Source organism: Pedobacter nutrimenti, assembly GCF_003208655.1.
GTDB classification, from domain to species: domain Bacteria; phylum Bacteroidota; class Bacteroidia; order Sphingobacteriales; family Sphingobacteriaceae; genus Pedobacter; species Pedobacter nutrimenti.
The window spans coordinates 249,032-275,694 of record NZ_QKLU01000006.1; the positions used below are offsets into that span (position 1 = coordinate 249,032).

Here is a 26,663-nt window from a genome sequence, read left to right on the forward strand (position 1 = left end):
CCTAGTAATTGATGGTATAGGTTAAATTATAAGTTCTGCCCCTGCCCAAATAAGAAAAGGTTTCCGGTGTTGCAAGTCCTTTATAAAGCACTTGTGAACGTTGGCTCCAGATGCTTTGGTAATCTTTGTTCAGCAGGTTCTGAACCCCAAAATTAAGAGTGCCTAATGGTAATTTGATATTGCCAAGTAAGTCCAGCGTCGTATATCCTTTAATTTGGTTTGTTAAACCATCTTTAGGTTCTTCTTTTAAGTCAAAAGAGCGGAAAGCCTGTACTTTGAGACCAAAAGCCTGGTTTCTCCAACCCAGGTAAGCCGCCGCTTTAGATGGGCTTGCGTCGCTAATGTCCTGAAGTTTCCACGAATCGGCTGGTTTGTTTTGTGATTTGATGTACATGCCGTTTCCGCCAATTTCAAAACCATTGTTCAGGTTCACCGAAACAGAAGCCTCTGCACCGTAATTTCTGCGTTTCTGGTCAATCACATCTACTGCAAGGGTAATCGGTATGGTTTTCAGGTTTTTGTCCGACCAGGAATAAAAGGCTGCAAATTGTGCATTTACAACCTTACTGCGGTGACGCCAGCCCGCTTCGAGCTGCTGGGTTTTGATTCCGGTTAAAGGAGAAGTACCCACACTTGTTCCGTTAAGTAATTTCCAGTTCAAGCCATTCAGTTGATAACTGCCCTGGCCATAATATTTGGCCGGATCTGCGAGTGAAAATCCCTGGGCAAAGTTTAACCACACCTGCTCTGGGGCAGTGATTTTGTAAACCAGACCCGCATTGAACAGGTTGACATCATAATGGTTTTTGCCACCGGGAATAACATCAGCCGTTTTTCCCAAACCATAAGCAATTAAAGATTGTACATCTGCTCCGGCGAAATCATTTACTTTTACATACATCCTTTGCTGTCTTAGCCCAGCTGATAAACTCAGTTTGCTGCTCAGATTCCATTGCGCCTGGAAAAATCCGGACAAACCATTTACGTTAAAGCCAGGATAGCGGCCTACAGTCGCAATTCCGTTATTGACCAGTCCGCCACTGCTTGCTGAAAGTGCCCGGTCAAATAAAACCTGCTGGGCATCAAATTTCTCATTGTCTGCATCAATGCCGTAAGTAAAATTCAAGGCAGTCCATTGTTTGGATAAAACCAGTTTCAATGCGCTGTACCGTGTGTTTTGTATGGATGAGCCACTATAGAGTAACCCTCCTCCTGGTATCGATGCGTTTCGGATGGAGTTGGGAAATGGATGGAAACTGAATTTCTCGTTCCTGCTCAGGGCCTGTACATACAAATCCTGGCCACCCAGTATATCTGCCGCATGATAATCAGCAGAAATAGATGCCCTTGACGTTTTCGGCACTACAGAAGAACTAAAGCCATCGCGCAATTCCAAGAGCTTGGGATTGCTGAGTAATCCTGCCAGGTTGGCCCCCAGGTATAAATCTTTGGTCCCGTCATAAGCAGAGTTATAATACTGGGCGTTAAAACGAAGGCTTTGTTTTTCTGTAAGTTTAAACTCTGTATTTGCAAAGATGTCAAAAGTACGGTTGTACTGAAGGTCTGTTTGGGTGATGTCTGTAAAGATCTGTTTGTTACTGGCATCAAAAGCAGCATTGTTTTTTTGAAAAGCAATGCCTATACGACCTTTAAAGTCATTATTGCCACCTGATATGGCCTGGGCAAAACGAATGTCATGATCACTTTTGTTTCTAAGCCCACTGCGTGCACCGGCCTCAGAAGTAAATGCAGCAGGACCACTCTGGCCTTTTTTGGTAATAATGTTAACAATACCTCCGGTTGCACCACCTCCATAAATTGCGCTAGCTCCGGAAAGGACTTCAATGCGTTCTATATTAAAAGGATCTACGGAGTCAAACTGCCTGCTGATCCCACGGGTACTGTTTAAAGAAACCCCATCAATCATAACCAGTACATTTCTGCCCCTTAAATTCTGTCCATAATTGGTCCTTCCCTGCGGGCCTGCATCCAGACCAGGGATTAACTGGGCCAATGCTTCTTTTAAAGGTACTCCGGCCCGAATTTGTTCTTGCAGTTTTTGATTGTCCACTACCCAAACCGTTCCTGGAATATCACTGATTTTACTTGGTTTACGTGAAGAAACAACCACCAGTTCATCCATATCTGTACTTGGCCGCAATACAACATCGAGGTTTAAAGTCTGCCCCTGCTGTAAACTGATCTTTTGGATAAATTTGGCATAACCAATATAGCTGGCCATCAGGTTATAGGTTCCCGGCTCGATTTTCAGGGTATACTCGCCTTTTTCGTTGGTGCTGGTCTGGGCTTTTTTACCCTCTATCTTTATATTGGCTCCCGAGAGCGGGTTGTTGCCATCGTTTACCCTTCCGGTGATGGTTTGCGCCCGAAGTCCTCCGGCTAATGTTAAAAAGCATAAAATTAGGTGTAAATTTTTCTTCATAATGCTGTCTTGAATGTTTCGACTGCAAAACAAAGGCTTATTTAGATTAAATACAAATAATATTGATTATATTATTTTAACACAAAAAACTTACTTCAACTGATAAGCCATTACACTTTTTTTCCAGAATGTAGGAATGTAAAGAATGCGTTTTATCGGATCGTAACCCAGATCAGCAGTGTTTTTCTTTTCCTGGTGGGTGTCCAGCAAAAGCTCGTACTTGCCATCCGCATGAACATAATAAACATAACCCGCCCAGCAAGTGAAAAGAAAATCACCATTGCCAACAGGCTCGAGTCCATCGCCCCCATAAGGAAGCTCTGCTATTTTTGTTAGTTTTTTAGAGGGGTCAGCCTTGAGAATATGTCTGCCGCCGACAATGTATAAATCTTCTCCGATGGCCTTCAGGCCATTTACACCGGCAATGCTGTCCAGGTAAAGTACCGGAACATCATTCTGAATTTCATAAATTCTTTTTGTTTTGGAATCCGAAACATAAACAATGCCCTTACTGCTAACGGTAATATCGTTTAGAAATTTAGTCCCTTCAATAGGGATTTTACGAAGTACTTTACCTTTGGCAATGTCAATAACCACCACATCTGTTAAGTCTGCTGCATACATGGTGTTTCCATATCTGGTCAGTCCTTTTGGTGCGTTCAGTCCCTGGATCCAATTGAGGTCAATCACTTTACCATCCATCCCTATTTTTGCGACCCCGCCAATACCATCTTTATCATTTGGATTATTGCCCATTACCGAAGTATAAAGCAATTTTGCTTTTGCATCTGGTAAAACAGACTCTGGTAGGTTGACAACAGTGTCTGTTTCCCATAATTTGGTTAAACTGTGTTGCGCTTTAAGTTGTATAGATGATCCTATAAGGAAGGCCAGGAATAAATACTTGTTCATACGGGGAATTTTTGCACCAATCTAAGATAGTATATAAAAGAACAGTAAAGAAAAAAGGGGCTGTAAAACCATTCTATTTGCTGAGCTAAATATGCAGCAATTTTGACATAAAAGAAACGGGGATACCGTCCTTGAACTGTATCCCCGCCATCTAAATTAACGCTCTCATATACTAAAGCGTACAATTTGATCTTTTATTGTGCCTGAATAAAAAAAAGTGAATTTTTTTTTGGAGCAAGGTAAAATAAATCTTCTTATGTATTATAATTATAATGGATTGATATGATTTATGTTATTTTGATAATGATTTAGACTGCGGTAATTTTGTGCTGTTTTAAAAGAAAATACGAAATGAAAAAGATATTTGTAATTAACGGAGGGCAAATTTTTGAACACTCCGGCGGGAAATTTAACAAAACGATTTTTGAGGCGAGCCTGAAATTTTTTAGCGCAGAACAGGACTTTGAAGTCAGGTCAACTGATATTAATGAAAGTTACGATCCGGCGCAAGAGGTCGAAAATTATGTATGGGCTGATGTAGTCATCTATCACACCCCCATCTGGTGGTTTCATGTTCCTTATGGGCTTAAAAAATATATTGATGTCGTCTTTACTGAAGGTCATCAGAAGGGTATTTACACCAGCGATGGCCGAAGTTCAGAAAACCCTGCCATTAATTATGGTACCGGAGGGAGTTTGCATGGAAAACAATATATGGTGACTTCCTCCTGGAATGCACCCGAGACTGCCTTTACCCTGCCAGGAGAGTTTTTCAATGAGCGTAGCGTTGATGAAGGGGTCTTATTTGGTTTTCACAGAATGAATGCATTTACCGGAATGAAGGCCCTTGAAGGAATTCATTTTCATGATGTGGAAAAGAATGCCGATATGGTTCGTGATCTGGACAGATATACGGCACATTTAAATAAAATTTTTATACCTGAAGTTTACGAAAATGAGCCTGTATTTGACCGCAATAATTAAAGCCAAGCCGGGGCAAGCCGAAAGGATGAAGTCTTTGCTTCTGGAACTGACAACTGCTTCCAGAGAAGAAGAAGCCTGTTTACAGTACGATTTGCACCAGTCTGCAACTGCTGCTGAACTTTTCATTTTTCATGAAGAATGGGCGGATCGGGAAGGATTTGATCTGCACAATAGCCAGGCCCATATCGCGAAATTTATAAAAGCTTCACAGGATATTATAGATGGGCAGGTACTCCTCCACCAGACAGAAAAAATAAGCTCCTGAAGCTGGGCATTGTCTTAAATAGAAACGGGGATACGGTTAAGATTAACCATATCCCCATCATCTAATTAACGCTCTCAATATATTAAGCGTTGAAGTTTTCTTTTTATTGTGCGCCGGGGAAAAAATAATTTCTTATTTTGGATAAAGAATCTGTCAAATGGAAGGAGCCTATACTTTATCCACTGGTGGTAAAATCATCTATATGATTTTGGTCCTGATGCTGGCCGGATTTGCCCTTTTTATCCTCTTTATCCCTTCCTACGGTTTTCCTTTCCTCAAATTATTTTCTCTGCTTGTCATGGGTATTTGTGTTGTGGTTACCCTAAACCTGTTTAAGCTTAAAATAGAAATTTCTGAATACAGCATTACTTATAGCCGGCTTTTCAGTACAAAAGAACTGCCTAGAGTAGAAATAAAAGGGGTAAGGATAGAAGCGAAAAGGCTTATTCTCGAGTCCCTCTCCAATCCTTCAGCCAATATCACCATTAACAATTATTCCAGTTTTGAGCAGGCCGAACAACTGATCGTCTGGCTCAGGGAAACTTTTCCGGATTTAAATGAAAAGGATTATAAACAAGAACTGACTGAGATCCTTCAGGATGATCGCCTGGGACTTAGCCAGGAAGAAAGAAATGCAACCCTTCAAAGGGCAAAATATGCTTCCACAGTTTATAACGTCATGGGTGGGGCTATGTTTTTTACGCTTTTTGCGCATAAAAATTCCGAGTTAAAAGCCATTATCCTTTTATAGGCTGTATGGTTATTCTAAGCAGTAAAGGACTCATTAAACTTGTTGCAAAAGCCAGCAGTGCCTACAGGAGTGTTTTTATTGGATTGGTTATTCCCTGTATGGTTTTAATGTTTACCTCCCTTTCCGAATTTAACCTGCTGCAGCACCAGCCATTCTGGCTGCCCTTTTTGGGGATTAGTCTGTTGCTGGGTCTGATCCTCTTTCTGATCCAAAGTAAAAAGGAAAAATTAAAGACGAGGCTTTTGTCTGCTGTCTGTATTGCACTGGTGTATGGCGCGGGCTCAACTTTACAGCTTAACTGTACATTTGATCATTCTGCGGGTGAAGAATATTCCGCAACAGTCATGGGCAGAAAAATCTCAAAAGGGAAAAACGACACCTATTATCTCGTTTTGAGTCCCTGGGGACCAGAAAAAACAGAAACAGAAGTAGCAGTGTCAAGAATCAGATATGAATATTCTTTAGAAAAGTCCGTTTTAAAAATTCGACTCAAGAAAGGGCTGCTGGACATTCCCTGGTTTTATATTGAATAAGGACTTGCAGTGCCGGGCTTTTAGAGGAGATAGAAAATCGCTAGCTTTAGCCTACACATTTACCCATACAAAAATGAAAATGTTAACCAGATCAGCTCTTTTTTTTCTGAGCATTTGCCTTCCCCTATCTCTTTTGGCACAGGAGGGCGCCTTCAAAGAAGCAAGTACAAGTAGCCAGGCCTATCACAAATACCGTTTAAAAAATACGGTCCCTCCTTACGGATTAGTGAAGGTGAAGGCCTTGGTTGCGGCAATTAAACCTTCCGGGGATGATTACAGTGCGCCCCTGAACCAGAAAGCCTATCTTGAGCTGTCGTTGAGGGAGAAATTTACTTATCATATGCTCCATGCAGAAAGCTCCAGTCAAAATTGTGACGTAATGCCCCCAATTCTGGATGAAGATCAAAAGATTTTTGCGCAACTTCCGGATGCTTTTGATGAATACAGCTGGAGTGAAAGGCAAAGGAATTTTCTCAACAGCAAAAGGGATTCTGTCCTGGCTTTAATTAAGGAGTCCGTTACCCGCAGTAAAAGAGTGGGACTGAATTATAAAACCGCTATTGTAGAAGTTAACGGACGTGAACTCATTCCTTTTTTAATCCAGGTCTATAAACAAGACCACAAAGACTATGACATCCTCACAGTGCTCATGTTATTGATGAAAAAAAACGAGTACGGACCTTTTATGAACTCTGCGTCTTTTGTTAAATTGTATGGGCTAAAGAGTGACTATCAGAGTTTTATTAACTTCAATGCGGCAAATGAAGCGCTCATCCTTAGCCGTGCAAGTGCATTTTATGCTGGGGGTCATTAAAGTTTACGGTCTTTTTTGTTGTGGCCTTTTGGGTTTCGCCGGAAAAATGTATGGCCAGCAGGCTGGCGGTGGGTTTGTCAAAATACCCGCGGGTGCTTATACCATAGGAGGGGCAACACAACAACTCAATCCCTTAAGGAAGGTCCGGACAATCGGTTTTTACATTGCCACGATGGAGACCACCAATACAGAATTCGAACATTTTGTAAAAGCAACAGGTTATGTTACCGATGCCGAACGCCTGAAAAATGCAATGGTTTTTGAACCGGGTCTGGAAGAATTCCGTTGGATGAGCGACAGTACAGCTTATTGGAGGTACCCCAATGGAAAAAGCAGGGGAGGAATTGAACAAAAAATGAACCACCCGGTCACCACTATAAGTTATGCAGATGCACTTGCTTATTGTCAGTGGTCAAAGCTCCGCCTGCCCACCTTGGAAGAATGGGAAATTGCTTCCAGGGCAGGTTCCAGAAGCAGGTATTTTTGGGGGGATGATGTGGAACAGGTCAGTAGGTATGCCAACATATGGAAAGGACGTGATCATCTTACAATAGATTCTTCTGAGGATTATGTATACACGTCACCTGTTGGAAGTTTTAAGCCTAATGCGTATGGTTTATACGATGTTTATGGGAATGTATTCGAGTTTTGTGAAGGAAAGCTAAAGACAGATCCCAAAAACAGAAAGGTGGCCCATGCACGGGGAGGATCCTGGTGGTGCAGTAAAAATGCCTGTGGTTTTTTCAATTCGCTTGATATTGGCAGAATAGCTCCACATGCTTCATTTAGCAACCAGGGCTTAAGGGTAGCCAAAGACCTAAAAAGCTTATAAAAGAAGCGGGGATACAGTTTTGGAAACCATATCCCCGCCATCTAAATTAACGCTCTCACATATATAGACGCTCCTGAACTTGTTTTATTGTATAGGGAGCTAAATAAATCACTTTTTTTTTCTGGTCAGCAGTATAATGGTAACCAGAATACATATCGTGCCCGCCCAATCCATTAGACCAAAAGATACTTTTAACCACATCACAGCCATTAGGGCAGCCGATAAAGGTTCCGCGCAAGCCAAAAGGCTTGCTGTTTCTGCCCCAATCAATTTTACAGCAGTCAGATAGGCATAAAAGGCAAATAAGGTAGCAAACAAAATAATAAACGCTGTAAACAAAAATGTTTTTTCATCCCAGGTGCCCGGAACAAGCCAGGGGCGGTGGATAAAACTTAAACCTGTACCACCGATGAGCATACCCCAGCCAATTACATCCGTGGCCTGGTATTTTTGGAGGAGCCGAATGGGATTAATGGAATAATAAGCATAGGTAATGGCCGAGGTTATTCCCCAGAAAAGCGCAGCACCCGATATGGATAAGGAATGAAAACTTCCGTGGGTAACCAGTAAAAAAGCTCCGCCTATGGCCAGAAGTATGGCTAAACATTCGTAGGCGGCAGGAAACCGCTTTTTCAAAACTGCATAATAAGCAACAATAATTCCTGGGCCAAGGTATTGAAGTACGGTGGCCGTTGCCGCATTGGAATGTTCAATAGCGGCAAAGTACGTATACTGCACCCCCATGGTGCCTAAAATCCCAAACAAGATCAGGTGGAGCACATCTTTTTTATCCTTCCATATGTCCCATATGCTTTGTTTTTTTTTGGTTAAGGACAAAGCGAGCAGCAACAAACCGGAAATGAGTAGTCGTATGGTCACCAGCCAGCCAATCTGTATGGCCCTGTACTGGATCAGGTATTGTACCAATGTACCTGAAACTCCCCAGAGCAGTGCCGCAGAAAAAGCCAGAAAATAACCCTTTAAATGATGGTCCTTCATTTGCCTATGCAGATTTGTTTTCGCAAGGCCCGATCAGCTGGGTAAGGGCCTGGTAGTAATGTTCATAAGCATCGTTTTGGGTATCCAGAAACAGATAAGGCTCTATGAGCTCCAATTCCATCAGGTAAAGTTCACCCTTGTGAATTAAACCATCTACTCTGGCATAAAGTGCATTTTTTGCAAAGTGTTCTACATAAGCGGCTGCAGCTTCAATATGTTCGGACGCCGAAGTCACAGGCTTGATGCTTCCCCCATGATAATGCTGTACCCTAAAGTCATCTTTTCCAGGGGTTTTTAATAAACTATGGCTAAACTTTCCGTTAAAAAATAAATAAGACCATTCTCCGGTCAGGACTTCTTCCATAAAAGGCTGAACTAGGAAACTTTCCCTTTTTAATAAATTCAGCACCACATCTTTTTTTTCAGAAAGCTCCTGTTTATGAATTTTTATGGTGTTTTTTGCTCCGGCACTGATGCATGGTTTAACAATGATGGTTTCCGTGCCAAGCTTTTCAAAAAGGGCAATAAAATCAGGTTGTTCTCCTTTTTCAAGAAAAAGGGAAGGAATGGTTTTGAATCCGGCAGCCGCAATTTCCTTCAGGTAGTGCTTGTCGCTGTTCCATCGGATCAGCGGATCTGGGTTTAATAGCCGGATGTCCAGGTGCAGCAGCAGGTCCAGCCAGCGCAGAAAATCTTTCATGTTTTCGTGGTAGTCCCAAGGTGATTTCAGCACGGCAATCTGAAAGTCCGTCCAATTGACCGTAGGATCATTCCAAATGACCCTTTCCACATCCAGGCCTTTGCGACCAAGAAAGTCAAGCAACAAGCTGTCCTCATCTTTGGCAATACCCAGGGTATATTTTTCCTGGACCTGGTAACTTATTAATGCAATTTTCATCCCTTATTCTTTTTTTCAAAAGTATTCCTAATTTGGTTCCCTTAAAAGAGCCATTATGATAAATAAGGCAGAACCATTATTGAATAAAAAGCAACGTTATGGCAAAAACAGCACCGGAAATTTCCATGCCCTTTATACAGTTAAATAAGCAAAGCAGAAAAGCGCTTTATGTACAGTTGTATGAAGAAATCAGAACAGCTGTTTTAAATGGGATCCTTAAACCGGGCGACAGGATGCCTGCAACAAGAATGCTTTCCAAAGAACTCAGCATAGCAAGGAACTCCGTCATCCTGGCTTATGAACAATTGATCCTGGAAGGCTATCTGGGAGGTAAAACTGGAGCAGGAACCTATGTTGCCGGGATCCCGGACCAGCCGGAATTCCTCCAAAACCATAAAAGTGTTTTGGAAACTCAAACGGGTGGATTTCTTTCCGGAAACAGTTTGGCCGGCAAAAGTAATCTTCTTTTCAGGGATTGTGATTTCGAATCGATCCGGACTTTTCAGATTTCAGTCCCTTCTTTTGCGGATTTTCCCTTTAAAACCTGGGCAAAAATAGCAGCGGCGATTTACAAGGATATTGGTGCCCTGCATCTGGGTTATGATCATGGACAAGGTTATGAGCCTCTAAGGGCCGCTATTGCAGCGCATTTAAGGATTAACCGGTCCATAAATTGCACTGCAGAGCAAGTAGTGGTTGTTAATGGCTCCCGGCAGGCCATTCACCTGATTGCAGAGCTGTTTTTAAAACAGGGAGATCAATGCTGGATGGAAGACCCTGGCTATACTGGTGCAAAGTCTGCGATGCAGCGCTTTGGTGCAGAAGTTTGCCCGGTACCTATAGGGGAAAACGGATTGGATATAGATTATGCCATAGAACAGTTTCCCAATGCGAAACTTGCTTATATTACACCATCTCACCAATATCCCATGGGCATTACCATGCCTTTGCAGGAAAGGCTCAAATTATTGGCTTATGCCCGTAGGCAAAATATGATCATTATAGAAGATGATTACGATAGTGAATTCAGGTACAACGGGCGTCCACTTGCAGCCCTTAAAGGTATAGACACCCATGGAAATGTATTGTATGTCGGTACATTTAGCAAGATACTGTTTCCTGCACTCCGGATTGGTTATATGGTCTTGCCTTCGGCGGCCCTGGCGCAGGAATTTACTTATGCCAAGGCCTTAACTGATCGGCAAAACCCCGTTATTGATCAGGCTATTTTAAATGAATTCATCCGTTCAGGCCATTTCCAGCGGCACCTGAGAAAAATGCGAACTTTATATAAAAAAGCACAGGACGACCTCAGTGGTATCCTGCTCAAAGAACTCGGCAAAAACGTTAAAGTCTATCCGGCCGAAGCAGGAATGCATTTTGTCTTGCAGTTTAAGCAGCAGCATGCCGCAGACCTGATTAAGCAAGATGCTGGTCAATCTGGTCTGATTTTAACACCTCTGGATAAGCTTTCTGTGAAGTTTCATCATCATTCCGGGTTTTTAATGGGTTTTACAGGTTATAGCCTGGAAGAAATGGAGAAAGGTGTACAATTGATTAAAAAGATCACCAGGCTTTAAAAAAATGCACGCCATTTGCCAGACCCTTTATAGAGGATAAAGCGATTTTAAAGCATAAAATAAATAATAAATGAGAGTTGCTCTTGCAGCTCTCATTTATTATTTATTACTTTGTATTTCAAAGTACTTTCACATGGAAGAAAAAGATGCCTATGCAGAACTGGCGTCCATCAGAAACCTGATGGAACGTTCAGCTAAATTCATATCCTTAAGCGGCCTTTCTGGTATTATGGCTGGCATTTATGCCTTATTGGGGGCGGGGATGGCTTATAAAATAGTCTATGGCAGGCGTCTGGACTTTCAATTTCGTGACTTTTACATCAACGATCCTGCAGTCATCTGGAAACTGGTCTGGCTGGCCCTGGCAGTACTGGTCCTGTCTTTGGGAACAGGGATTTACCTGACCATCCGAAAAGCAACCAAAAAAGGCGAAAACTATTGGAACCCGGGCAGTAAGAGAATGCTCAGAAGTATGCTTTTTCCACTGGTGAGTGGAGGATTACTCATTTTAATTTTACTTTCCAGAGGATTGTATGAGATCATTTCTCCTGTTAGCCTTATTTTTTATGGTTTGGCCATAGTCGCTGCAAGCCATTATACCTATACCGATGTAAAATGGCTAGGTATTTTTGAAGTAATTCTGGGGTTGATTGCAGCTTGGTTTCCGGGTTATGGCTTGATTTTCTGGACCATAGGCTTTGGAGTGTTGCATATCATTTATGGAACTATTATGCATTTTAAATACGACAGGTGAAAAATCCACTGCTGCACTTTGATAAAGCATTTGAAAACCGTGTGCGCCTGCAAGTCATGAGCGTGCTGGTGGCCAATGAGCACTATGACTTTAACTCCTTAAAGGATTTATTGCAAGTGACCGATGGCAACCTGGCCTCTCATTTAAAAGCATTGGAAAAGGAAGCCTATATCCAGGTTCATAAAACTTTTGTGGGCAGAAAACCAAATACCCAATATACCGCCTCTGAGCTGGGCCGTAATGCCTTCAAAAGACACCTTTCGGCACTTGAAAATTTAATAAAACAACAAAAGCAATAATTTTTTTATCTAATCACTTTGTAATGCAAAGTACTTTCTAAACTAAAATAACTATGATTCCTCAAGAACAAGTCCCTAAACAATCCTTTAAAGACTGGCTGAAGCAATCTTTGGCCGTTAAGGTAAGCCTCATTGGTTTTTTTGTCTTACTGCTGCTGATTCCTTCGGGAATGATCCAAAGCCTGATCCGCGAAAGACAAGAGCGGAGCGAAGAAGTCGGTACAGAAATTTCAGACAAATGGTCCGGCAGTCAGCTGGTACAGGGACCAGCCCTGGTGATTCCCTATAAAACCACTGCACTGGAAAAGGATAAAAACGGTAAGTACAGCAGTTATGAACAAATCATAAATGTTTACCTGATGCCCGAAGTGCTGGATATTCAGGGACAGGTCAAACCGCAAAAACTTCACCGTGGCATATTTGATGCCGTTGTTTATGATTCTAAAATCCATGTAAAAGGTAAATTCAATGAGCTGGAACTCAAAAAGTCTGGAATAAATCCTCAAATGCTGCTCTGGGACAAAGCGAAGATCGTTATTGGTCTGAGCGACCTTAAAGGCCTTAAAAACGATCCGCTGATCAAACTCGGTGATCAGTCTTATACCGTAGAGCCCGATAATATTTCAACGATGATCAAAGAAGATGCAGTAGCTGCGGATGCATATGACATACAAAACCTTTTTGATCATTCCCTGACAGGTCGTCCGGATCTCTCCCTGACAAAAAGTACAGCTTTAAATTTTGATTTTGAACTGGATATCCGTGGAAGTGCCGAACTCAACTTTATGCATTTGGGCAGAACAACAAATGTACAAATGCAGGGGAATTGGAACGATCCAAGTTTTACGGGCCGCTACTTACCTGAAAACAGAAAAATTTCCAAAGACGCTTTCAGCGCGAACTGGAAAATGACCTATTTCAACAGACCTTTTCCTCAGCAATGGACTGGGGCAAAGGCAAATTTAACCACTAAAAATAACGAAGCTGTTTTTGGGGTTAAATTTAAGTTACCGGTCGATCAGTATCAGAAAACCATGCGTACAGCCAAATATGCCATACTGATTATCCTGTTAACCTTCATTTCTTTATTGTGCACGGAATTTATCATTAAACACGAGGTCAGCTTATTACAATACATACTGATCGCAGCTGCCATGATTATTTATTATATCCTCTTGCTTTCCTTCAGCGAGCAGGTTGGTTTCAATCTGGCTTACCTGATTGCTTCTGTTGCAACGATCACTCTGATCAGTACTTTTATTGCCGCCTTACTCAAAAACAGGAAAGCGGCACTGATCTATGCCCTGATCATTACCATCTTTTACAGTTTTGTCTACGTACTCATCCAGCTGCAGGACCTGGCCTTATTGTTTGGCAGCATTGGCCTGTTCATTACCATTGCTGTGCTGATGCAATTGTCGGCAAGGTTAAGCTGGACAAAAAATTAAACAATGCGCTCTTTGCTGCGGGGACTGATGCCCCGCAGCATTTATTTAAATGCCCAGACCACAACATTCCATAACTCTTTGGTGTCTTGATAAGAGCCGCTCAACTCAAAGCCCATTTTCTCATGTGCCCTCAGAGATTTGGGATTTCGTGTGGAAATTTCTGTTACACAAAGTTCATAACCAGCGGGTAGCCTGTCGCGGCTTTGCTGATAAAGTTTTTCCAGTAAACCCTTACCCCTAAACAAAGGATGCACGCAAACTTGTCCACCCACCATAAAACGGTACGCTGATAGTGGTTTTCCTTTATAATCCATACGCTCAAATTGTTCAAACATAGGGATAAGGCTTGGCAATATATACTTCATTCCTGCGGTCATGGCCAGGCTATAACCAATGACCTGGTCCTGATGTAAAGCAATCACCTGGGGAAGGTGCGAAGCCATTGTTTTTAACAAGTCAAGTGTATGCTCTGCAAAGACAAAGCCTTGTTCTCCCTGCTGTTCTGTGCTTAATCTGCTGTACAGGTTCTGCTGCTGTAATTGCAGGATCTGCTGAAAATGCTGGTCTGTGGTTGCGGTTTCAAAAGTAATCTCCATTCTTATTTCTTTAATTTCATTTCAAATTTCCTACATTTAAGCTATAGAGTACAGATACAGTTTTTGTTTTTTGTACCAGAACAGATTGAGCTTATGACAATACCGGATTCACAGAAAAATGAGTATCTGTATGAAAGAATTGCTGCAGAACTGGAACAACAAATCCAGTCGGGCCTGCTACTGCGGGCGGATAAAATGCCATCCATCCGCAACATTTGTACAGATTATAAGGTCAGTATGAGTACGGCCTTGCAGGCCTACTACCGGCTGGAAAGTAAAGGTCTGATCAGGCCTGTTTCAAAATCAGGTTATTACGTGAGTTATGTGAAAAAATTCCCGGCCCTCCCCAGTCAAAGCAGCCCATCTTACCTCATGGGGAAAGAAGATAATTCCAGTCTGGTCAGCAAGGTCTATGATGGCATCAGTTCTGATCATATGATGTTGTCGCTGGGCTGTCCTTCAGCTGAACTTTTACCGGTGGCCAAACTGAATAAATCGACAGTCCAGGCCATTCATCACTTTCGGGAATCTGGCACAGGTTATGAACACATACAGGGCAATACAAAACTGCGGCGGCAGATTGCAAAACGATCTTATGTTTGGGGTGGACGCCTGGAAGAAGATGATGTCCTGACAACAGCCGGGTGCAGTAGTGCAATGACCCACTGTCTGATGGCCCTGACCAAACACGGAGACAGTATCGTTGTTGAAAGCCCTGTATATTTTGGAATCCTGCAACTGGCCAAAAGCTTTGGATTGAATGTGATTGAGCTGCCCTCAGACCCCAGAACAGGCATTGATCTGGATGCCCTAAAAGCCATTTTGAAAAAAGGTAACATCAAATTGTGCCTGCTGATCAGTAATTTCAGTAATCCAATGGGAGGGACCATGCCTGTCGAACATAAAAAAGAAACAGTGCGTTTAATGGAGTTCTACAACATACCCCTTTTGGAAAATGATATGTATGGTGATCTTTATTTCGGGACCCAGCGGCCTGTAAACTGTAAAGCCTTTGACCAGAGTGGGCTGGTTTTGCTGTGCAGTTCGGTTTCCAAAACCCTGGCCCCTGGTTACCGGGTAGGCTGGCTCACACCAGGCCGGTTTGCTGAAGAGATCCGAAGAATAAAATTTGCAACCAGTATCTCTTCAAACGCGCTCAGTCAGGAAGCTGTTGCAGGTTTTTTGGAAAAGGACCGTTATGAAAACCACCTTCGAAAACTACGGACAACCCTGCAGGCCAACAGCCTGCATTACATGGATGCGATCATGAAGTATTTTCCCGAAGGAACAAAAGTAAGCCAGCCTCCAGGAGGATTTATGTTGTGGGTGGAACTGGCTCCGAAGGTCAATACTGCACTACTGTATGAGCAGGCCATCAAAAAGAAAATCAGTATTGCACCCGGAAAAATGTTTACCCTTCAGGACCAGTACAACCATTGCATGCGTTTGAGCTATGGACATGTTTGGAATAAAGAGGTCGAACAAGCCATTAAAACCTTGGGTAAACTCGCAGGATAAGCACCTGATTTATATATAAAGATATCAAGATTTATAGATATAAATATGTTTTGATGTCTTTAAGCTTAGCTGTTGAGGTCAAAACCCAGTACAAACAAGAGGCTGACTGTCATGGGTTTTCTACCGTAAAAAATAGGTAGATGTATTTTTTTACATTACATTTATGGAGGTCATTTTAAAACTTGAAGCCTAATGAAATTAAATAAATCAGTCTTTGCTTTCCTGATTCTTTTATGGACAATAATGCTTGCTTTGCCGGGCCATGCACAACAAGGGAAGATAGACACGATCCCTTTTTCACTTGAAACCAAACTATTGGTATTTAAGGGAATGTTAAATGGAAAAGAAGCCTTTTTTGCTTTCGATACCGGTGCGGCTGAAAGTATGGCCAATAGTACAAATGTAGAAAGCGGACAGGTAGAAGTTCTCGATAAAACCCTCAATGTCAAGGATGCCAATCAGAAAAGCCTCCGCTTAAAAAAGGGAATGGTAGCAGAACTTGGCATTGGTTCATTCCGGTTTAAAAAGCAAAATTGTTTTGTGCAGGATATGCAATACCTGCAATGTAACCGTTTGTTTCTGCTTGGTGGTGATGTGATCCGTCAGCTCAACTGGATGATCGATTTTGAGAAAAAATTAATCTATGTTTCCAGTTCCTCTTTTCCAAAACAAAATGATATGATCTCCTTAAAGGTAAATTATAAACAGAATACCTCTTATACCGATTTGGTGTTCAATGGAACTGCCTATAAAAATATACTTGTAGACATGGGCTATACCGGAAAATTGACCTTACCTGTGGCAGATCGGAAGGTTTCAGCTTTACTGAAGGAAAAACAACAAAAAAACCTGCTGAACTATAGTCTTGGCGCGCACATGACAATTAATGGCACACCAGCACCAGATACCATTCGGACTTTCCTACTGGACAGCATATCTATAGAAGGGCGGCAATTTAAACAGGTAACAACGGTTTGTAAAAACAATACAGAGCCAAAACTGGGCCTTGGTTTTTTTGCTGATTTTTGTTCCCTGATGATTCTGGACCATACAAAAAATGTATTTGAACTTTTGCCCTCTGCGACAGTAAAGCCGCTTGGGTTGGCCAGTTATGAAATTGTTGTCGCTTTAAGAGAAGGAAAATTAAAGGTGATTGGAATGGACCTGAGTTCGGGCAATCGGAGCAATGGCTTTGAAATAGATGAGGTTTTGGAGGCCATAGAGGAAAGGAATGCGGCTTCTTTTGAAGGAGAATGCGATTTTCTAAAATGGTATATGACCAAAAAGGATGGCTTTACCGTGAAAAGGTTAAACGGACAGACGGTTAGAATCAATAAAGTCAAACCCCTGGAATAAATTCCGAAATGAAAAAATACGGATTTTTGCTATTTCTGTTTCAAACGCTGTTGGTGAATGCCCAGAGCCCTGCTAAGCGCGAAAAACTACTGGAACAAATGACCCTGGCCATTGACAGTGGCAAGTATCCAGGTATGCACAGCATACTGATTTCAAAAAATGGTCATTTGAACTATGAACAGTATTTTAACGGTTTTAACCGGGATTCCCTTCACGATTCCCGGTCGGCCTTTAAATCTGTGACCAGTCTGCTCACCGGTATTGCACTGGATAAAGGTTTTTTGAAGAGCGTCCATCAGAAAGTCTATTCTTTTTTCCCTGATTACCCTTCTGGTAAAGAGGCTGGTTTTCGTCAATCGATGACCATTAAAAACCTTCTGGAAATGAAATCTGGTTTTGATTGTGAAGAATTTAATGGAACAAAAGATTGTGAGCAAGCTATGGAAACCAGTAAAGACTGGTTAAAATTTTCGCTGGGCCTGCCGCTGAAAGACCGGCCGGGAACAGTATGGTCTTATACTTCCATTAACCCAATGATTATCAGTGGGATCATTCATAAGGCCAGTCATATTCGGGTGGCAGATTTTGCAAAGAAGTACCTGTTTGGTCCTTTAGGGATAAAAAAGTACCGATGGTCCTATGATCCCAGTGGAAATGCAATGACGGGCGGTTCTTTTTTTATCCGGCCTGTGGATATGGTCAAATTGGGTCAGCTCGTTTTAAACGAGGGCAAATGGGAACAGCGGCAGCTGATTTCCAAAAAATGGCTGCAGGAATCCACCAAAGGAAACATCCCTATTCCCGATTTTTCTTTTGCAAAGAGCAGCAGAAGTAAAATGCTGCTCCCTCAACCTACCTATTATGGTTACTATTGGTACCATGAGTTGTTAAAAACCAATGCTATAGAACAGGATTTGCTATTTGCCTCTGGCAATGGCGGACAATATATTTTTATCAGTAGGAAACTTCAACTGGTGGTCGTTTTTACCCAGGGAAATTATGGAAACTGGAAAGCCAAACAAGCTTTTGAAATCCTGGCGAAATACATTCTTCCTGGTTTAACCCCGGAATAGGACGTTTTAGGGACTGCTTGTCAATAAACCGCTATTCGTTAAATAATGTTAATTTGTTAAAAATCAGCTTTTAATCAGATAGCTTTGTTTTGCAGCGTGGCTAATCTGCTGTCACCCAGACTATGAAAAGGAAATTTTTAATCCTATTTTATTGCAGTACCTTAATTGGTTTTTCAGGAACTGCCGCCTATGCCCAAAAATTGGATGATCCCGACCGGGAGGTGAACATATGGGCTGTTAAACCCTTTAAAATTGATGGTAATTCGGAAGAATGGCATGAGCCGCTGAACAATTTTAATGATGCGACCCACCTGGCTTTTGCTTTGGCGAATGATGAACAGAACCTTTACCTGATCATAGAATCCCTCGATGAGGTCACCACCGGAAGACTGCTTCGTGGTGGCTTGACCTTAAACATCAATACCGCAGGTAAAAAGAAAGATGGAATAAAACTTAACTTTTTGGGTATGCAGCAACCGCCTGTACCTGGGCAAGCACCCAGAGACAGTTTGGGTGTGGAGCATGAAAAAAACAGCGTTCAAAGAGATGCGGGAGTAAGGGTCATTACCGTGTCCGGGTTTAAACAAATTCCGGACGGTGCTTTGGCCATTCCAAATGAAAAAGGCATTCAGGTCGCAGCAGCCTTTAACAGCCGCAGGGATTACATCTGTGAACTGGCCATTCCACTTGCACAACTGGACCTGAAAGGAACTGAAGTCAAAGGGATTGCTTATCAAATTAAAATGAACAGCAGTGCAGCCCGTGCAGAACATCGTCCGGAAGCTAAAGGCGGGGAAAGCAGTGGTATGGGCCGTGGCGGAGCAGGAATGGGCGGAATGGGTGGTATGAAAGGCGGACGTGGCGGCGGCGGCGGACACAGGGGAGGTGGAATGAACGAAAGACGTCCGGATGGCAGAAATGAAAGTGCAGCTGCTGCAGATTTCTGGATCAAATACGAACTGGCAAAACCTTCAGATGCTTACCGGAACAATTCCCAGTAAGTGATGGGCTCGTTTATCTCATAGATTCCGTCGCCCGGATCCGGTCTCTGACGATGTCTTTGTTTCTTGGATCCAGTTTAAGCCCTTTGTTGTATTGGGCAATCGCATTTTTATAATCCTGAAAACTGAAATACACTGATCCAAAGCCCCAATAAGCCCCTGCATTTTGAGGGTTGAGCAACCAAGCCTGGTTAAAGCGGTACATGGCCGTTTGACGGTCCCCCTGGTTTAAATGTTTAAAACCCAACTGTACCATCATTTCGGAAGCTTTTTCTGCGGTTTCCTCTTTGGTTGCTTCTTTCAAAAAGGCACTGTCAGCGGCCAGTTGCTGCTTGTTTTTTTGTACGTTTCCATATTCCGGTAAAAGCCGGATATTGGTTTTGGCCTGTTCTCTCCAAACCTGATAAGGTGATGGGGTATTACAGGAAACCATCATAAAGGTCAGAAGGATGACAAAAACGGTGTGTACTTTATGGTTCATAAGCAGGTCGGAAATTTTACTTTCCGGGCAAAGCTAATAAAGATCAGGTGTTTTTATATTCCCATGATGTCTTTTCTTACTTCTTTTCTCCAGGAGCTGCCATATTTTTTGTCCAGGTATTTTGCAATTTCAGCGTTGTAAACATCCAGGCAAAGGTCTTTGGGAATCACACAACCAAAATCCAGGTATTTTAGCTGATACTTCCGCTCAAAAAGTTCCTGCCCTTTAACATGGCGGGACACGATACCACCCTGAACGAGGAAGTTAATTTTTCCCTTGCGGATATCCAGGGCCGCTTTTTCTTTGCTGCCGTTACATTTGGTCTGGCCATAAACCATCGTGCCAGGCAAAAACAACAAAGTAAAAACAAATAAGTAGCCCGTTTTCATCATAAAACTTTTAAAAAAGATGCCAGGAAAAAGGAAATTCCATATTTTTTGAAAAACAAAAAAGCCTGCTGTATTTATACAGCAGGCCCTGATGTTCAACAGATAAATTATCTGATGTCACTTTTAACTTTATTGGCCGTGTGCTGACCAGGCAGGTAAATCTGGAAACCAAAAGACAAGTGCAGTGAATGCTGATAGCCATTGTTTCCAAACCCGGTTAAACCCTGGTATTTAAGTAAAGTTTCCAGACCGATATTTGGGGTAATGAAATAAGCAAAACCAGGTCCTACGCCAAAATCAATACCGTTGGTATTGCTTCCGCCCTGACTCGTATTGCTTCCTCCAAAACCAAAAGTTGCTTCACCAAAAAAACGTCCATGTTTCAAAACTTCCACGTCTTTACCAGTATAATAGCGTCCAAGGGCACCAATTCCATAAGTGGTGGTGGTTGCAGCACCTTTTGCAGTACTGATTCCCAGTTTGGCATAGCCCCCCAATGCAACATTATCCTGAATAAACCAGGCCGCTTTGGGCGTAATTTCAAAACTGAAAACTTTTGCGCCGTTTAAACCTAAATTCATATCGGCCAAATCACCGCCGATGAGTACATTGCCCTTTTGAATCTGGGCATTTGCTGTAAGGCCTACTCCAAGTAGAACGATTAGCAAACCTAAAGTAAAATTTTTCATAAGATGTTGTTTTTAAATGTTAATCAATATAGCCTGTACTACAAGCATGATGCCATAATAACTCACCAAAACCCTTAATTGTTTGTTTTTTTACGTTTTTGGTGCAGCAGCAGCAAACAGAACAGGGACTTAAGGGGGAAATAAAATCACTTAAATAGTTTTCATGTAAAGAAATTTATACAAAAATAATACAGCCTGCAGCAGCCTGGAATTTAAAGGAATTTATATTTTTTTGAAACCGACCGCTTAGCTGAAAAAAAATACCAGGCGTATCATGATCCGGGTCGAAAGCAGCTGTATGTATTTGTTAATCGTTGATAATCAGGGTTTAATGCTTTGTTTTTTTCTGGGTTGAAACGTATTGGTTTGGGTGTAATTGGTTGACTTTCAGTAAATTAATTTACATTTTTTTTGCTTTATATGAATTTGATTCTAACTTTGGAGCAAAGAACAAGCCTCCCCGATTTGTTCAAAAACCAATTGTAAAACCCTGAAACCTTTATCCCAGTGGGTGATCTGTGTATAAGATTTGATAAGGGCCGGAACCAATTAAACCTATAATGAATTATTTTAAACAGTTGTGGCCACTGTTGCTGCTATTGGCTGCCTGCAACGGAAAACAACCGGCCGAAAAAGAAAAGACAAAGTCACTCTTGTCTGGTACCTGGAAACTGATTTCAGCTCAAACCATCAAAGGAAAAGATACCCTGCTTACTTATCCTGTTCCAGGTCAGCAGATGATCAAGATGTTTAATGAAAGTCATTTCTCATTTGTTAAACATGATCTGAATAAAGGAAAAGGTCCAAATGCTGTATTTGATTCCGGTGCGGGTACCTATACTTTATCCGGAGAAGATTATCAGGAACATCTGACTTTTTGCAGCTATCGGGATTGGGAAAACCGGGATTTCAAATTTAAACTCCAATTTAAAAATGATACCCTGATCCAAAAGGGTATAGAAAAGATCGACAGTCTTAAGGTCAATCATGAAATTATAGAAGTATATACCCGGATCCGTTGATCTTTAATTCCAGTTCTTTAATGCATCGAAGCAAGTTAAGCCTTTTCCTTTTTTTATCCGTGCTGATCCATTTTTTTACAAGTACTTGTCTCTTTGCACAGAGCCGTTCCTACACTGTTCAGGGGAAGCTACAGGACAGACAGCAACAGGCAGTCGAACATGCACTGCTGAGCCTGCTCCGCTTACCCGATAGTAGCGTGCTGAGCAAAAGCTCTTCCCGCAGGGACGGCTCTTTTTCTTTATCTGCACCCTTTCAAGGGAAGTTTTTTATCCGGATCAGCAGCCTGGAATTTAAAACGGTTCAAAGTGCCTCCTTTTACCTGGATAAAGACACCATCCTTGCCCGGCCTTTTATTATGGACAGCGATGCCAAACAATTGGCTGAAGTGAACATTAAGGCCCAGGAACCAGCGCTGTTACAGGCCAGTGGCAATAAACTCATTTACAATGTTGGCGAAAGTATTAATGCTAAAGGAACAAATACGCTGGAAGTTCTTAAAAAAACACCGGGTGTAATTGTCGAAAGAGATAACTCCATTGATCTGAATGGCAGAAAAGGCGTACTGGTTCTGATCAATGGAAAAAACAGCTACCTGCAGGGCGAAGAACTAACCAGTTATTTAAGGTCACTGCCTTCCTCGAATGTAAAGTCCATTGAAATTATGAGCAATGGTTCTGCACAGTACGACGCGGCCGGAACAGCTGGCATTATTAACATTAAACTGGCAAAACCAGCGGGCAATGGTTTTAACCTGAACCTTAGTACTGGTCTTTCTTATGGCCTGACACTAAAACAGAATACAGAACTCTCTTTTAATTCCAGACAGGACAAACTGAATGTTTTTGGAAATTACAGCCATGCCTTTGGAAATAATGCCTACCGGTATGGAATGACAAGGACCCAGGACGATAAGGTTTTCCAGAGCCCAACCCTAGATACAGACTATAGAAAAACAATGGGGGGGACCATTGGTGCAGATTATGAACTCGATAGCCGGCAGACCATTGGTGCAGTGTTCAATTTAAATGCGGTGTTTGGGCCGGGCATTACCGATACCAGGACCACCATAAGGGATGCTGCCAGTGGCCTTTTGCTCAATACCCTGATTGCGCAAAACGATTATTACCAGCAAAATGCCAGTCGTTACAATGCCAATGTGAATTACCGTTTCCAGGACAGTCTGGGCAGGGCCTTTAGTTTTGATGCCGACTACGGCTATTTTGACGGGGGCTCCAAAAACCTGCAGCCAAATACCTATTACAAGGCCGACGGTAGTCTGGAAAGCAGCAGTACCTACCGGTCCCTGAACAAAAGAGACATCTATCTATATGCACTGGCCAGCACCTATCAGTTTAATGTGGCGAAAGGAAAAGTAAATGTAGGGCTTAAACTCTCGGGTGTTTCGGCAGATAATGGTTTCATCAACCGCCTGGTGAAGGGGACAGAAGAAAGTATAGATTACGGCCGTTCAAACCAGTTCGATTACAAAGAACGCATTGCTGCGGCATTTGCACAATATCAGGTGCCCCTGAGCGCCAAACTGAAACTCGAGGCCGGTTTGCGTTTGGAACACACCTATTCGTTGGGACAATTAGTTCCGCTGGCCCCGGGCGGTCAGGCCCCGGAAGATATAAAAAGGGACTATACCAATATCTTTCCGGCCTTAAGTTTAAACTACCAGATCCATCCGGAGCAGGCCCTTTCCTTAAGTTACGGGAAAAGGATCGACCGGCCTTCCTATCAGAATTTAAATCCTTTTGAATACCTGCTGGATGAACTTTCTTTCTGGAAAGGAAATCCCTTTCTGCAGCCGCAGATCAACCATAAGGCAGAACTGATGTATAGTTTTCACCAGACCGTGATCAGCTTTGCTTATTCGCTGACCAATAATTATGCAGCGCAAATTACAGATACCCTGCAAGTCAATAAAGTGGTCATGATGCCAAAAAACCTTGGTAAACAGTACCATGCAAGTCTTAGCATCGCCCAGCAGTTTAAAATAAAAGAAGGGTGGAACCTGAGCCTGAGCGCCACAGGTTACCATGTGCGGAACAAAATTGCTTTTGGGCTTTACCGAGATTTTGACCTGAGCCGTTATGCGGCAACCCTTAATGTACAACAGACTTTCCGCATGCCTTTAAAGATCAAAGGAGAGCTTTCCGCTTTGTACAACAGTCCCAGATTGGGTGGTTCAAATGAAATCATGAAAAACAGCAGCCAGATTGACCTGGGTTTTCAACGGAACTTTTTTCAGGACAGGGCCTCCCTAAAACTGGCTTTTACCGATATTTTCCGGGGCAACAACTGGGATTCCAAAAGCCGGATGAACGGGCTTTACCTGGACAGTTACGGAAATGCAGAAAGCAGACAGGTACGGCTTAATTTCAGTTACCGTTTTGGAGGAGCAAAAGTCAAGGAAAGACAGCAACGGGACAATGGTCTTAAAAATGAAACCCAACGTCTGTAAGGTCTGCATCAGGTCAAATCCCAGCTGCCACCAAACTGGAAATCATTAAAAATCACAGGGGTAGGGGCAGAAAAGAAAATTGATGTAAGGAAGGCTTCACAATAGCTTGTTTTATGAGGGCAATAATTGTTAAATTGCTGCCCTCATAAATCGCATCATGGAAGTTAGAAATTTAGAACCCAAAGCACTCTGGAACCATTTTTCAGATTTAAATGCAGTGCCCCGTGCCTCCAAAAAAGAAGCCCGGGTCATTACATTTATGCTTGAATTTGGTCAGCAGCTTGGACTGGAAACCCTTAAAGACCAGGTGGGCAATGTGGTGATCAAAAAACCGGCAAGCCCAGGTATGGAAAACCGCCAAACGGTCATTATCCAATCGCACCTGGATATGGTCCACCAGAAAAACGGTGATACGGTTTTCGATTTTGATCATCAGGGCATTGAAATGTTTGTGGACCAGGATTGGGTGAAAGCAAAAGGCACCACCCTTGGCGCCGATAACGGAATCGGTGTGGCGACCATCATGAGTTTACTGGCGGCCACTGACCTGGTGCACCCTCCACTGGAAGCCATGTTTACCATTGATGAAGAAACAGGAATGACCGGTGCCAAACAACTCGATCCGCTGAACTTCAGCGGAAAAATTTTGCTGAACCTGGATACAGAAGAAGATGATGAACTGACCATCGGTTGCGCTGGTGGCCTGGATACCAACAGCCTTTATACCTATACCGAAGAAAACCTGCAGCCGGGCAGTATTGCCTGTGAAATTACCATCAAGGGACTGCTGGGCGGACACTCCGGTATGGACATTCATAAAGGCAGGGGAAATGCGAACAAACTCATGAACCGCTTGCTGTACACCTTGTTTGGATCGTTGAATTACCATTTGGCATCTATTGATGGGGGCAGCTTAAGAAATGCCATTCCAAGAGAGTCCAGGGCTGTTGTCGTGCTGGCAGGTACAGATCGGGCCGCCTTTTTATCCGCCGTGGAAAACATTGGGGCCCTGCTCAAAGAAGAGTACAAAACGGTAGAACCAGGTATGCAGGTATTGGTCAGTGAAAGCACTCTTCCCGAAAAAGTGATGGGAAAAACAGATTTGAAGAAACTGTTAAACGCTGTTTATGCTTTACCAAACGGAGTTTTCAGGATGAGCCCGGATATAGAAGATTTGGTAGAGGCCTCGTCGAATTTGGCCAGGCTAATTGTCAAAGACGGACAGTTTATCACCCAGTCCCTGCAGCGCAGCAGTGTGGAAAGCACCAAACTGGATGTGGCCACCGCTGTAAAAGCAGGTCTGGAAAATATGGGCTGTGAAATTAGCCAAAGCGGGGATTACCCGGGCTGGAAACCAGACCCCGATTCAGATATTTTAAGATTAATGGTTAAACTTTATCAGGATACTTTTGGTAAAGAACCAAAAGTAGAAGCTTGTCATGCCGGTCTGGAATGCGGTATTTTGGGATCTCATTTACCGGGCCTGGATATGATCTCTTTCGGACCAACCATTCGCGGGGCCCATTCGCCCGACGAAAGGGTACAGATTTCTTCGGTTCAAAAGTTCTGGGCTTACCTTTTGGCCGTGCTGAAAGAAATTCCTGCAGCCGGATAAGAAAGATGAAAATTACCATTGTCGGATTGGGCGGGGTTGGCGGCTATTTTGGCTTTAAACTCGCCAAAACGTACAGGCAAAGCCAGCAGGCGCAGGTTCATTTTGTAGCCAGGGGAGCAACCTATGACCTGGTACAGAAAAGGGGACTGGAGCTGATTTCTGAGGAAGAAAAAAACAGCCTGGTCCACCCTGAAAAACTATGGAAAGATGTAGCGGAGGTAACAGAAAGCGATGTCTGGCTGCTTTGTACCAAGGAATATGACCTGGAGCAGCTTTGCCTGCAGCTGAAGGAAAAAATAAAACCACAAACCGTTATTTTACCCCTGATGAACGGTGCAGATATTTACGAAAGGGTCCGCAGGATGATACCAGGTGGCATTGTTCTGCCGGCCTGCGTATATGTAGCCTCGCACCTGAAAGAAAAGGGCATAGTGGAGCACAAGGGCAATCCTGGAAAAATTATGATGGGCAAAGACCCGGAGCATCCGGAATATGTGCCTATGCAGGTCCTGGACTTGTTCCTGCAGGCAGGAATAGATATACAATATAAAGAAAATGCTTTCGGGGAGATCTGGACGAAGTATTTTTTTATTGCCAGTTTTGGTTTGCTCTCTGCACGTTATAACCAGCCCCTGGGTGCAATTTGTGCCGATCCCGCATTAAGGGCAAGGGCGGGGGCGGTAATGGAAGAAATCAAAGCCATAGCCTTGAAAAAAAACATTGATGTGCCTGAAAACATCATTGAACTGACTTTTCAAAAGGCGGCATCTTTTCCTTACGCAACACCTACTTCCTTGCAGCTGGATGTGCAAAACAAAAAAGTGCATACAGAACTGGAACTGTTTTCTGGGGCCATTATTTCCTATGGCCGTATGCTGGATATAGCCGTACCCGAAACCACACAAATCGACGCAGAAATTAAAGCAGGTTTATTAAACTGATG

General features: G+C 42.8%; 26 protein-coding genes. 18 read left to right on the forward strand and 8 right to left on the reverse strand.

The genetic code is table 11. The features are described 5' to 3' along the window. Nucleotide 1: 1 nt before the first annotated feature. Together B0O44_RS17815 and B0O44_RS17820 are read right to left on the reverse strand one after the other, a co-directional pair. Entirely contained in the window at nucleotides 2-2,443 is a 2,442-nt protein-coding gene (locus B0O44_RS17815; RefSeq protein WP_110833512.1) for a TonB-dependent receptor, read from the reverse strand. Between the two features lie 90 nt (nucleotides 2,444-2,533). Continuing rightward, nucleotides 2,534-3,355: an NHL repeat-containing protein gene (locus B0O44_RS17820; RefSeq protein WP_110833515.1), complete on the reverse strand. Its 822-nt coding sequence runs from the start codon at nucleotides 3,353-3,355 to the stop codon at nucleotides 2,534-2,536. Between the two features lie 351 nt (nucleotides 3,356-3,706). Between B0O44_RS17820 and B0O44_RS17825 the strand changes: the two genes are divergently transcribed. From B0O44_RS17825 to B0O44_RS17850, 6 genes are all read left to right on the forward strand, one after another. Further along, nucleotides 3,707-4,339 (forward strand): NAD(P)H-dependent oxidoreductase, encoded by a 633-nt coding sequence (locus tag B0O44_RS17825; RefSeq protein WP_110833517.1) that lies wholly within the window; start codon nucleotides 3,707-3,709, stop codon nucleotides 4,337-4,339. A 25-nt stretch (nucleotides 4,340-4,364) separates the two neighbouring features. After that, nucleotides 4,365-4,604, forward strand: a complete 240-nt coding sequence (locus B0O44_RS17830; protein ID WP_245943694.1) for a putative quinol monooxygenase — start codon at nucleotides 4,365-4,367, stop codon at nucleotides 4,602-4,604. Nucleotides 4,605-4,761: 157 nt separating this feature from the next. After that, nucleotides 4,762-5,355 (forward strand): hypothetical protein, encoded by a 594-nt coding sequence (locus tag B0O44_RS17835; RefSeq protein ID WP_110833522.1) that lies wholly within the window; start codon nucleotides 4,762-4,764, stop codon nucleotides 5,353-5,355. 5 nt (nucleotides 5,356-5,360) lie between these two features. Continuing rightward, nucleotides 5,361-5,888, forward strand: a complete 528-nt coding sequence (locus B0O44_RS17840; RefSeq protein ID WP_110833524.1) for a hypothetical protein — start codon at nucleotides 5,361-5,363, stop codon at nucleotides 5,886-5,888. A gap of 73 nt (nucleotides 5,889-5,961) precedes the next feature. Next, nucleotides 5,962-6,702: a hypothetical protein gene (locus tag B0O44_RS17845; protein ID WP_110833526.1), complete on the forward strand. Its 741-nt coding sequence runs from the start codon at nucleotides 5,962-5,964 to the stop codon at nucleotides 6,700-6,702. Next, a complete protein-coding gene (locus B0O44_RS17850) occupies nucleotides 6,650-7,534 on the forward strand; it encodes a formylglycine-generating enzyme family protein (protein ID WP_211321405.1) in 885 nt (294 codons plus the stop codon). The genes B0O44_RS17845 and B0O44_RS17850 overlap by 53 nt, the downstream gene beginning before the upstream one ends. Before the next feature lie 108 nt (nucleotides 7,535-7,642). On the opposite strand, the gene B0O44_RS17855 is transcribed toward B0O44_RS17850, so the two are convergent. Continuing rightward, nucleotides 7,643-8,533: a DMT family transporter gene (locus tag B0O44_RS17855; RefSeq protein WP_110833530.1), complete on the reverse strand. Its 891-nt coding sequence runs from the start codon at nucleotides 8,531-8,533 to the stop codon at nucleotides 7,643-7,645. A gap of 4 nt (nucleotides 8,534-8,537) precedes the next feature. Continuing rightward, nucleotides 8,538-9,431 (reverse strand): ATP-grasp domain-containing protein, encoded by an 894-nt coding sequence (locus B0O44_RS17860; protein WP_110833532.1) that lies wholly within the window; start codon nucleotides 9,429-9,431, stop codon nucleotides 8,538-8,540. Nucleotides 9,432-9,529: 98 nt separating this feature from the next. On the opposite strand from B0O44_RS17860, the gene pdxR reads away from it, so the two are divergent. The 4 genes from pdxR to creD all read left to right on the forward strand — a co-directional run bounded on the left by pdxR (nucleotide 9,530) and on the right by creD (nucleotide 13,512). After that, complete coding sequence (gene pdxR, locus B0O44_RS17865) at nucleotides 9,530-11,011, forward strand: MocR-like pyridoxine biosynthesis transcription factor PdxR (RefSeq protein WP_110833534.1); 1,482 nt, start codon at nucleotides 9,530-9,532, stop codon at nucleotides 11,009-11,011. A gap of 133 nt (nucleotides 11,012-11,144) precedes the next feature. Beyond that, nucleotides 11,145-11,765, forward strand: a complete 621-nt coding sequence (locus tag B0O44_RS17870) for a hypothetical protein (protein ID WP_110833535.1) — start codon at nucleotides 11,145-11,147, stop codon at nucleotides 11,763-11,765. Continuing rightward, nucleotides 11,762-12,064, forward strand: coding sequence for a winged helix-turn-helix domain-containing protein (locus B0O44_RS17875; protein ID WP_262512048.1), 303 nt, complete (start codon nucleotides 11,762-11,764; stop codon nucleotides 12,062-12,064). The genes B0O44_RS17870 and B0O44_RS17875 overlap by 4 nt, the downstream gene beginning before the upstream one ends. A 53-nt stretch (nucleotides 12,065-12,117) precedes the next feature. Continuing rightward, nucleotides 12,118-13,512: a cell envelope integrity protein CreD gene (gene creD, locus B0O44_RS17880; protein ID WP_110833536.1), complete on the forward strand. Its 1,395-nt coding sequence runs from the start codon at nucleotides 12,118-12,120 to the stop codon at nucleotides 13,510-13,512. A gap of 41 nt (nucleotides 13,513-13,553) precedes the next feature. Here the strand turns inward: creD and B0O44_RS17885 are convergent, their stop codons facing one another. Beyond that, a complete protein-coding gene (locus tag B0O44_RS17885) occupies nucleotides 13,554-14,108 on the reverse strand; it encodes a GNAT family N-acetyltransferase (RefSeq protein ID WP_110833537.1) in 555 nt (184 codons plus the stop codon). Nucleotides 14,109-14,201: 93 nt separating this feature from the next. On the opposite strand from B0O44_RS17885, the gene B0O44_RS17890 reads away from it, so the two are divergent. From B0O44_RS17890 to B0O44_RS17905, 4 genes are all read left to right on the forward strand, one after another. Next, nucleotides 14,202-15,626, forward strand: a complete 1,425-nt coding sequence (locus B0O44_RS17890; protein WP_110833538.1) for an aminotransferase-like domain-containing protein — start codon at nucleotides 14,202-14,204, stop codon at nucleotides 15,624-15,626. Between the two features lie 192 nt (nucleotides 15,627-15,818). After that, on the forward strand, nucleotides 15,819-16,982 hold the full coding sequence (locus B0O44_RS17895; RefSeq protein WP_110833539.1) for a retroviral-like aspartic protease family protein: 1,164 nt from the start codon (nucleotides 15,819-15,821) through the stop codon (nucleotides 16,980-16,982). 8 nt (nucleotides 16,983-16,990) lie between these two features. Next, nucleotides 16,991-18,055, forward strand: coding sequence for a serine hydrolase domain-containing protein (locus tag B0O44_RS17900; protein WP_110833540.1), 1,065 nt, complete (start codon nucleotides 16,991-16,993; stop codon nucleotides 18,053-18,055). 122 nt (nucleotides 18,056-18,177) lie between these two features. Beyond that, nucleotides 18,178-19,056 (forward strand): hypothetical protein, encoded by an 879-nt coding sequence (locus tag B0O44_RS17905; protein ID WP_110833541.1) that lies wholly within the window; start codon nucleotides 18,178-18,180, stop codon nucleotides 19,054-19,056. 13 nt (nucleotides 19,057-19,069) lie between these two features. On the opposite strand, the gene B0O44_RS17910 is transcribed toward B0O44_RS17905, so the two are convergent. The 3 genes from B0O44_RS17910 to B0O44_RS17920 all read right to left on the reverse strand — a co-directional run bounded on the left by B0O44_RS17910 (nucleotide 19,070) and on the right by B0O44_RS17920 (nucleotide 20,615). After that, a complete protein-coding gene (locus B0O44_RS17910) occupies nucleotides 19,070-19,537 on the reverse strand; it encodes a tetratricopeptide repeat protein (protein WP_110833542.1) in 468 nt (155 codons plus the stop codon). Nucleotides 19,538-19,590: 53 nt separating this feature from the next. After that, nucleotides 19,591-19,929: an FEKKY domain-containing protein gene (locus B0O44_RS17915; protein ID WP_211321406.1), complete on the reverse strand. Its 339-nt coding sequence runs from the start codon at nucleotides 19,927-19,929 to the stop codon at nucleotides 19,591-19,593. 104 nt (nucleotides 19,930-20,033) lie between these two features. Further along, nucleotides 20,034-20,615, reverse strand: coding sequence for a hypothetical protein (locus B0O44_RS17920; protein WP_110833544.1), 582 nt, complete (start codon nucleotides 20,613-20,615; stop codon nucleotides 20,034-20,036). A 560-nt stretch (nucleotides 20,616-21,175) separates the two neighbouring features. Between B0O44_RS17920 and B0O44_RS17925 the strand changes: the two genes are divergently transcribed. The 4 genes from B0O44_RS17925 (at nucleotide 21,176) to B0O44_RS17940 (ending at nucleotide 26,661) form a co-directional block, all read left to right on the forward strand. Further along, entirely contained in the window at nucleotides 21,176-21,637 is a 462-nt protein-coding gene (locus tag B0O44_RS17925) for a hypothetical protein (protein ID WP_110833545.1), read from the forward strand. Nucleotides 21,638-21,657: 20 nt separating this feature from the next. Then, a complete protein-coding gene (locus tag B0O44_RS17930; protein ID WP_110833546.1) occupies nucleotides 21,658-24,105 on the forward strand; it encodes an outer membrane beta-barrel family protein in 2,448 nt (815 codons plus the stop codon). Between the two features lie 157 nt (nucleotides 24,106-24,262). Continuing rightward, nucleotides 24,263-25,720, forward strand: coding sequence for an aminoacyl-histidine dipeptidase (locus tag B0O44_RS17935; RefSeq protein ID WP_110833547.1), 1,458 nt, complete (start codon nucleotides 24,263-24,265; stop codon nucleotides 25,718-25,720). Nucleotides 25,721-25,725: 5 nt separating this feature from the next. Next, nucleotides 25,726-26,661 (forward strand): ketopantoate reductase family protein, encoded by a 936-nt coding sequence (locus tag B0O44_RS17940; RefSeq protein ID WP_211321407.1) that lies wholly within the window; start codon nucleotides 25,726-25,728, stop codon nucleotides 26,659-26,661. The last annotated feature ends 2 nt before the right edge of the window (nucleotides 26,662-26,663 follow it).

Coding starts and splice junctions, on each gene's coding strand:
- B0O44_RS17925 (WP_110833545.1), top strand. CDS start 21,176: ATGAATTATTTTAAACAGTTGTGGCCACTGTTGCTGCTATTGGCTGCC.
- B0O44_RS17830 (WP_245943694.1), top strand. CDS start 4,365: ATGAAGTCTTTGCTTCTGGAACTGACAACTGCTTCCAGAGAAGAAGAA.
- B0O44_RS17940 (WP_211321407.1), top strand. CDS start 25,726: ATGAAAATTACCATTGTCGGATTGGGCGGGGTTGGCGGCTATTTTGGC.
- B0O44_RS17885 (WP_110833537.1), bottom strand. CDS start 14,108: ATGGAGATTACTTTTGAAACCGCAACCACAGACCAGCATTTTCAGCAG.
- B0O44_RS17900 (WP_110833540.1), top strand. CDS start 16,991: ATGAAAAAATACGGATTTTTGCTATTTCTGTTTCAAACGCTGTTGGTG.
- creD (WP_110833536.1), top strand. CDS start 12,118: ATGATTCCTCAAGAACAAGTCCCTAAACAATCCTTTAAAGACTGGCTG.
- B0O44_RS17840 (WP_110833524.1), top strand. CDS start 5,361: ATGGTTATTCTAAGCAGTAAAGGACTCATTAAACTTGTTGCAAAAGCC.
- B0O44_RS17825 (WP_110833517.1), top strand. CDS start 3,707: ATGAAAAAGATATTTGTAATTAACGGAGGGCAAATTTTTGAACACTCC.
- B0O44_RS17905 (WP_110833541.1), top strand. CDS start 18,178: ATGAAAAGGAAATTTTTAATCCTATTTTATTGCAGTACCTTAATTGGT.
- B0O44_RS17835 (WP_110833522.1), top strand. CDS start 4,762: ATGGAAGGAGCCTATACTTTATCCACTGGTGGTAAAATCATCTATATG.
- B0O44_RS17850 (WP_211321405.1), top strand. CDS start 6,650: ATGAAGCGCTCATCCTTAGCCGTGCAAGTGCATTTTATGCTGGGGGTC.
- B0O44_RS17915 (WP_211321406.1), bottom strand. CDS start 19,929: ATGATGAAAACGGGCTACTTATTTGTTTTTACTTTGTTGTTTTTGCCT.
- B0O44_RS17860 (WP_110833532.1), bottom strand. CDS start 9,431: ATGAAAATTGCATTAATAAGTTACCAGGTCCAGGAAAAATATACCCTG.
- B0O44_RS17820 (WP_110833515.1), bottom strand. CDS start 3,355: ATGAACAAGTATTTATTCCTGGCCTTCCTTATAGGATCATCTATACAA.
- B0O44_RS17890 (WP_110833538.1), top strand. CDS start 14,202: ATGACAATACCGGATTCACAGAAAAATGAGTATCTGTATGAAAGAATT.
- B0O44_RS17855 (WP_110833530.1), bottom strand. CDS start 8,533: ATGAAGGACCATCATTTAAAGGGTTATTTTCTGGCTTTTTCTGCGGCA.
- B0O44_RS17895 (WP_110833539.1), top strand. CDS start 15,819: ATGAAATTAAATAAATCAGTCTTTGCTTTCCTGATTCTTTTATGGACA.
- B0O44_RS17935 (WP_110833547.1), top strand. CDS start 24,263: ATGGAAGTTAGAAATTTAGAACCCAAAGCACTCTGGAACCATTTTTCA.
- B0O44_RS17930 (WP_110833546.1), top strand. CDS start 21,658: ATGCATCGAAGCAAGTTAAGCCTTTTCCTTTTTTTATCCGTGCTGATC.
- B0O44_RS17815 (WP_110833512.1), bottom strand. CDS start 2,443: ATGAAGAAAAATTTACACCTAATTTTATGCTTTTTAACATTAGCCGGA.
- B0O44_RS17920 (WP_110833544.1), bottom strand. CDS start 20,615: ATGAAAAATTTTACTTTAGGTTTGCTAATCGTTCTACTTGGAGTAGGC.
- B0O44_RS17910 (WP_110833542.1), bottom strand. CDS start 19,537: ATGAACCATAAAGTACACACCGTTTTTGTCATCCTTCTGACCTTTATG.
- B0O44_RS17870 (WP_110833535.1), top strand. CDS start 11,145: ATGGAAGAAAAAGATGCCTATGCAGAACTGGCGTCCATCAGAAACCTG.
- pdxR (WP_110833534.1), top strand. CDS start 9,530: ATGGCAAAAACAGCACCGGAAATTTCCATGCCCTTTATACAGTTAAAT.
- B0O44_RS17845 (WP_110833526.1), top strand. CDS start 5,962: ATGAAAATGTTAACCAGATCAGCTCTTTTTTTTCTGAGCATTTGCCTT.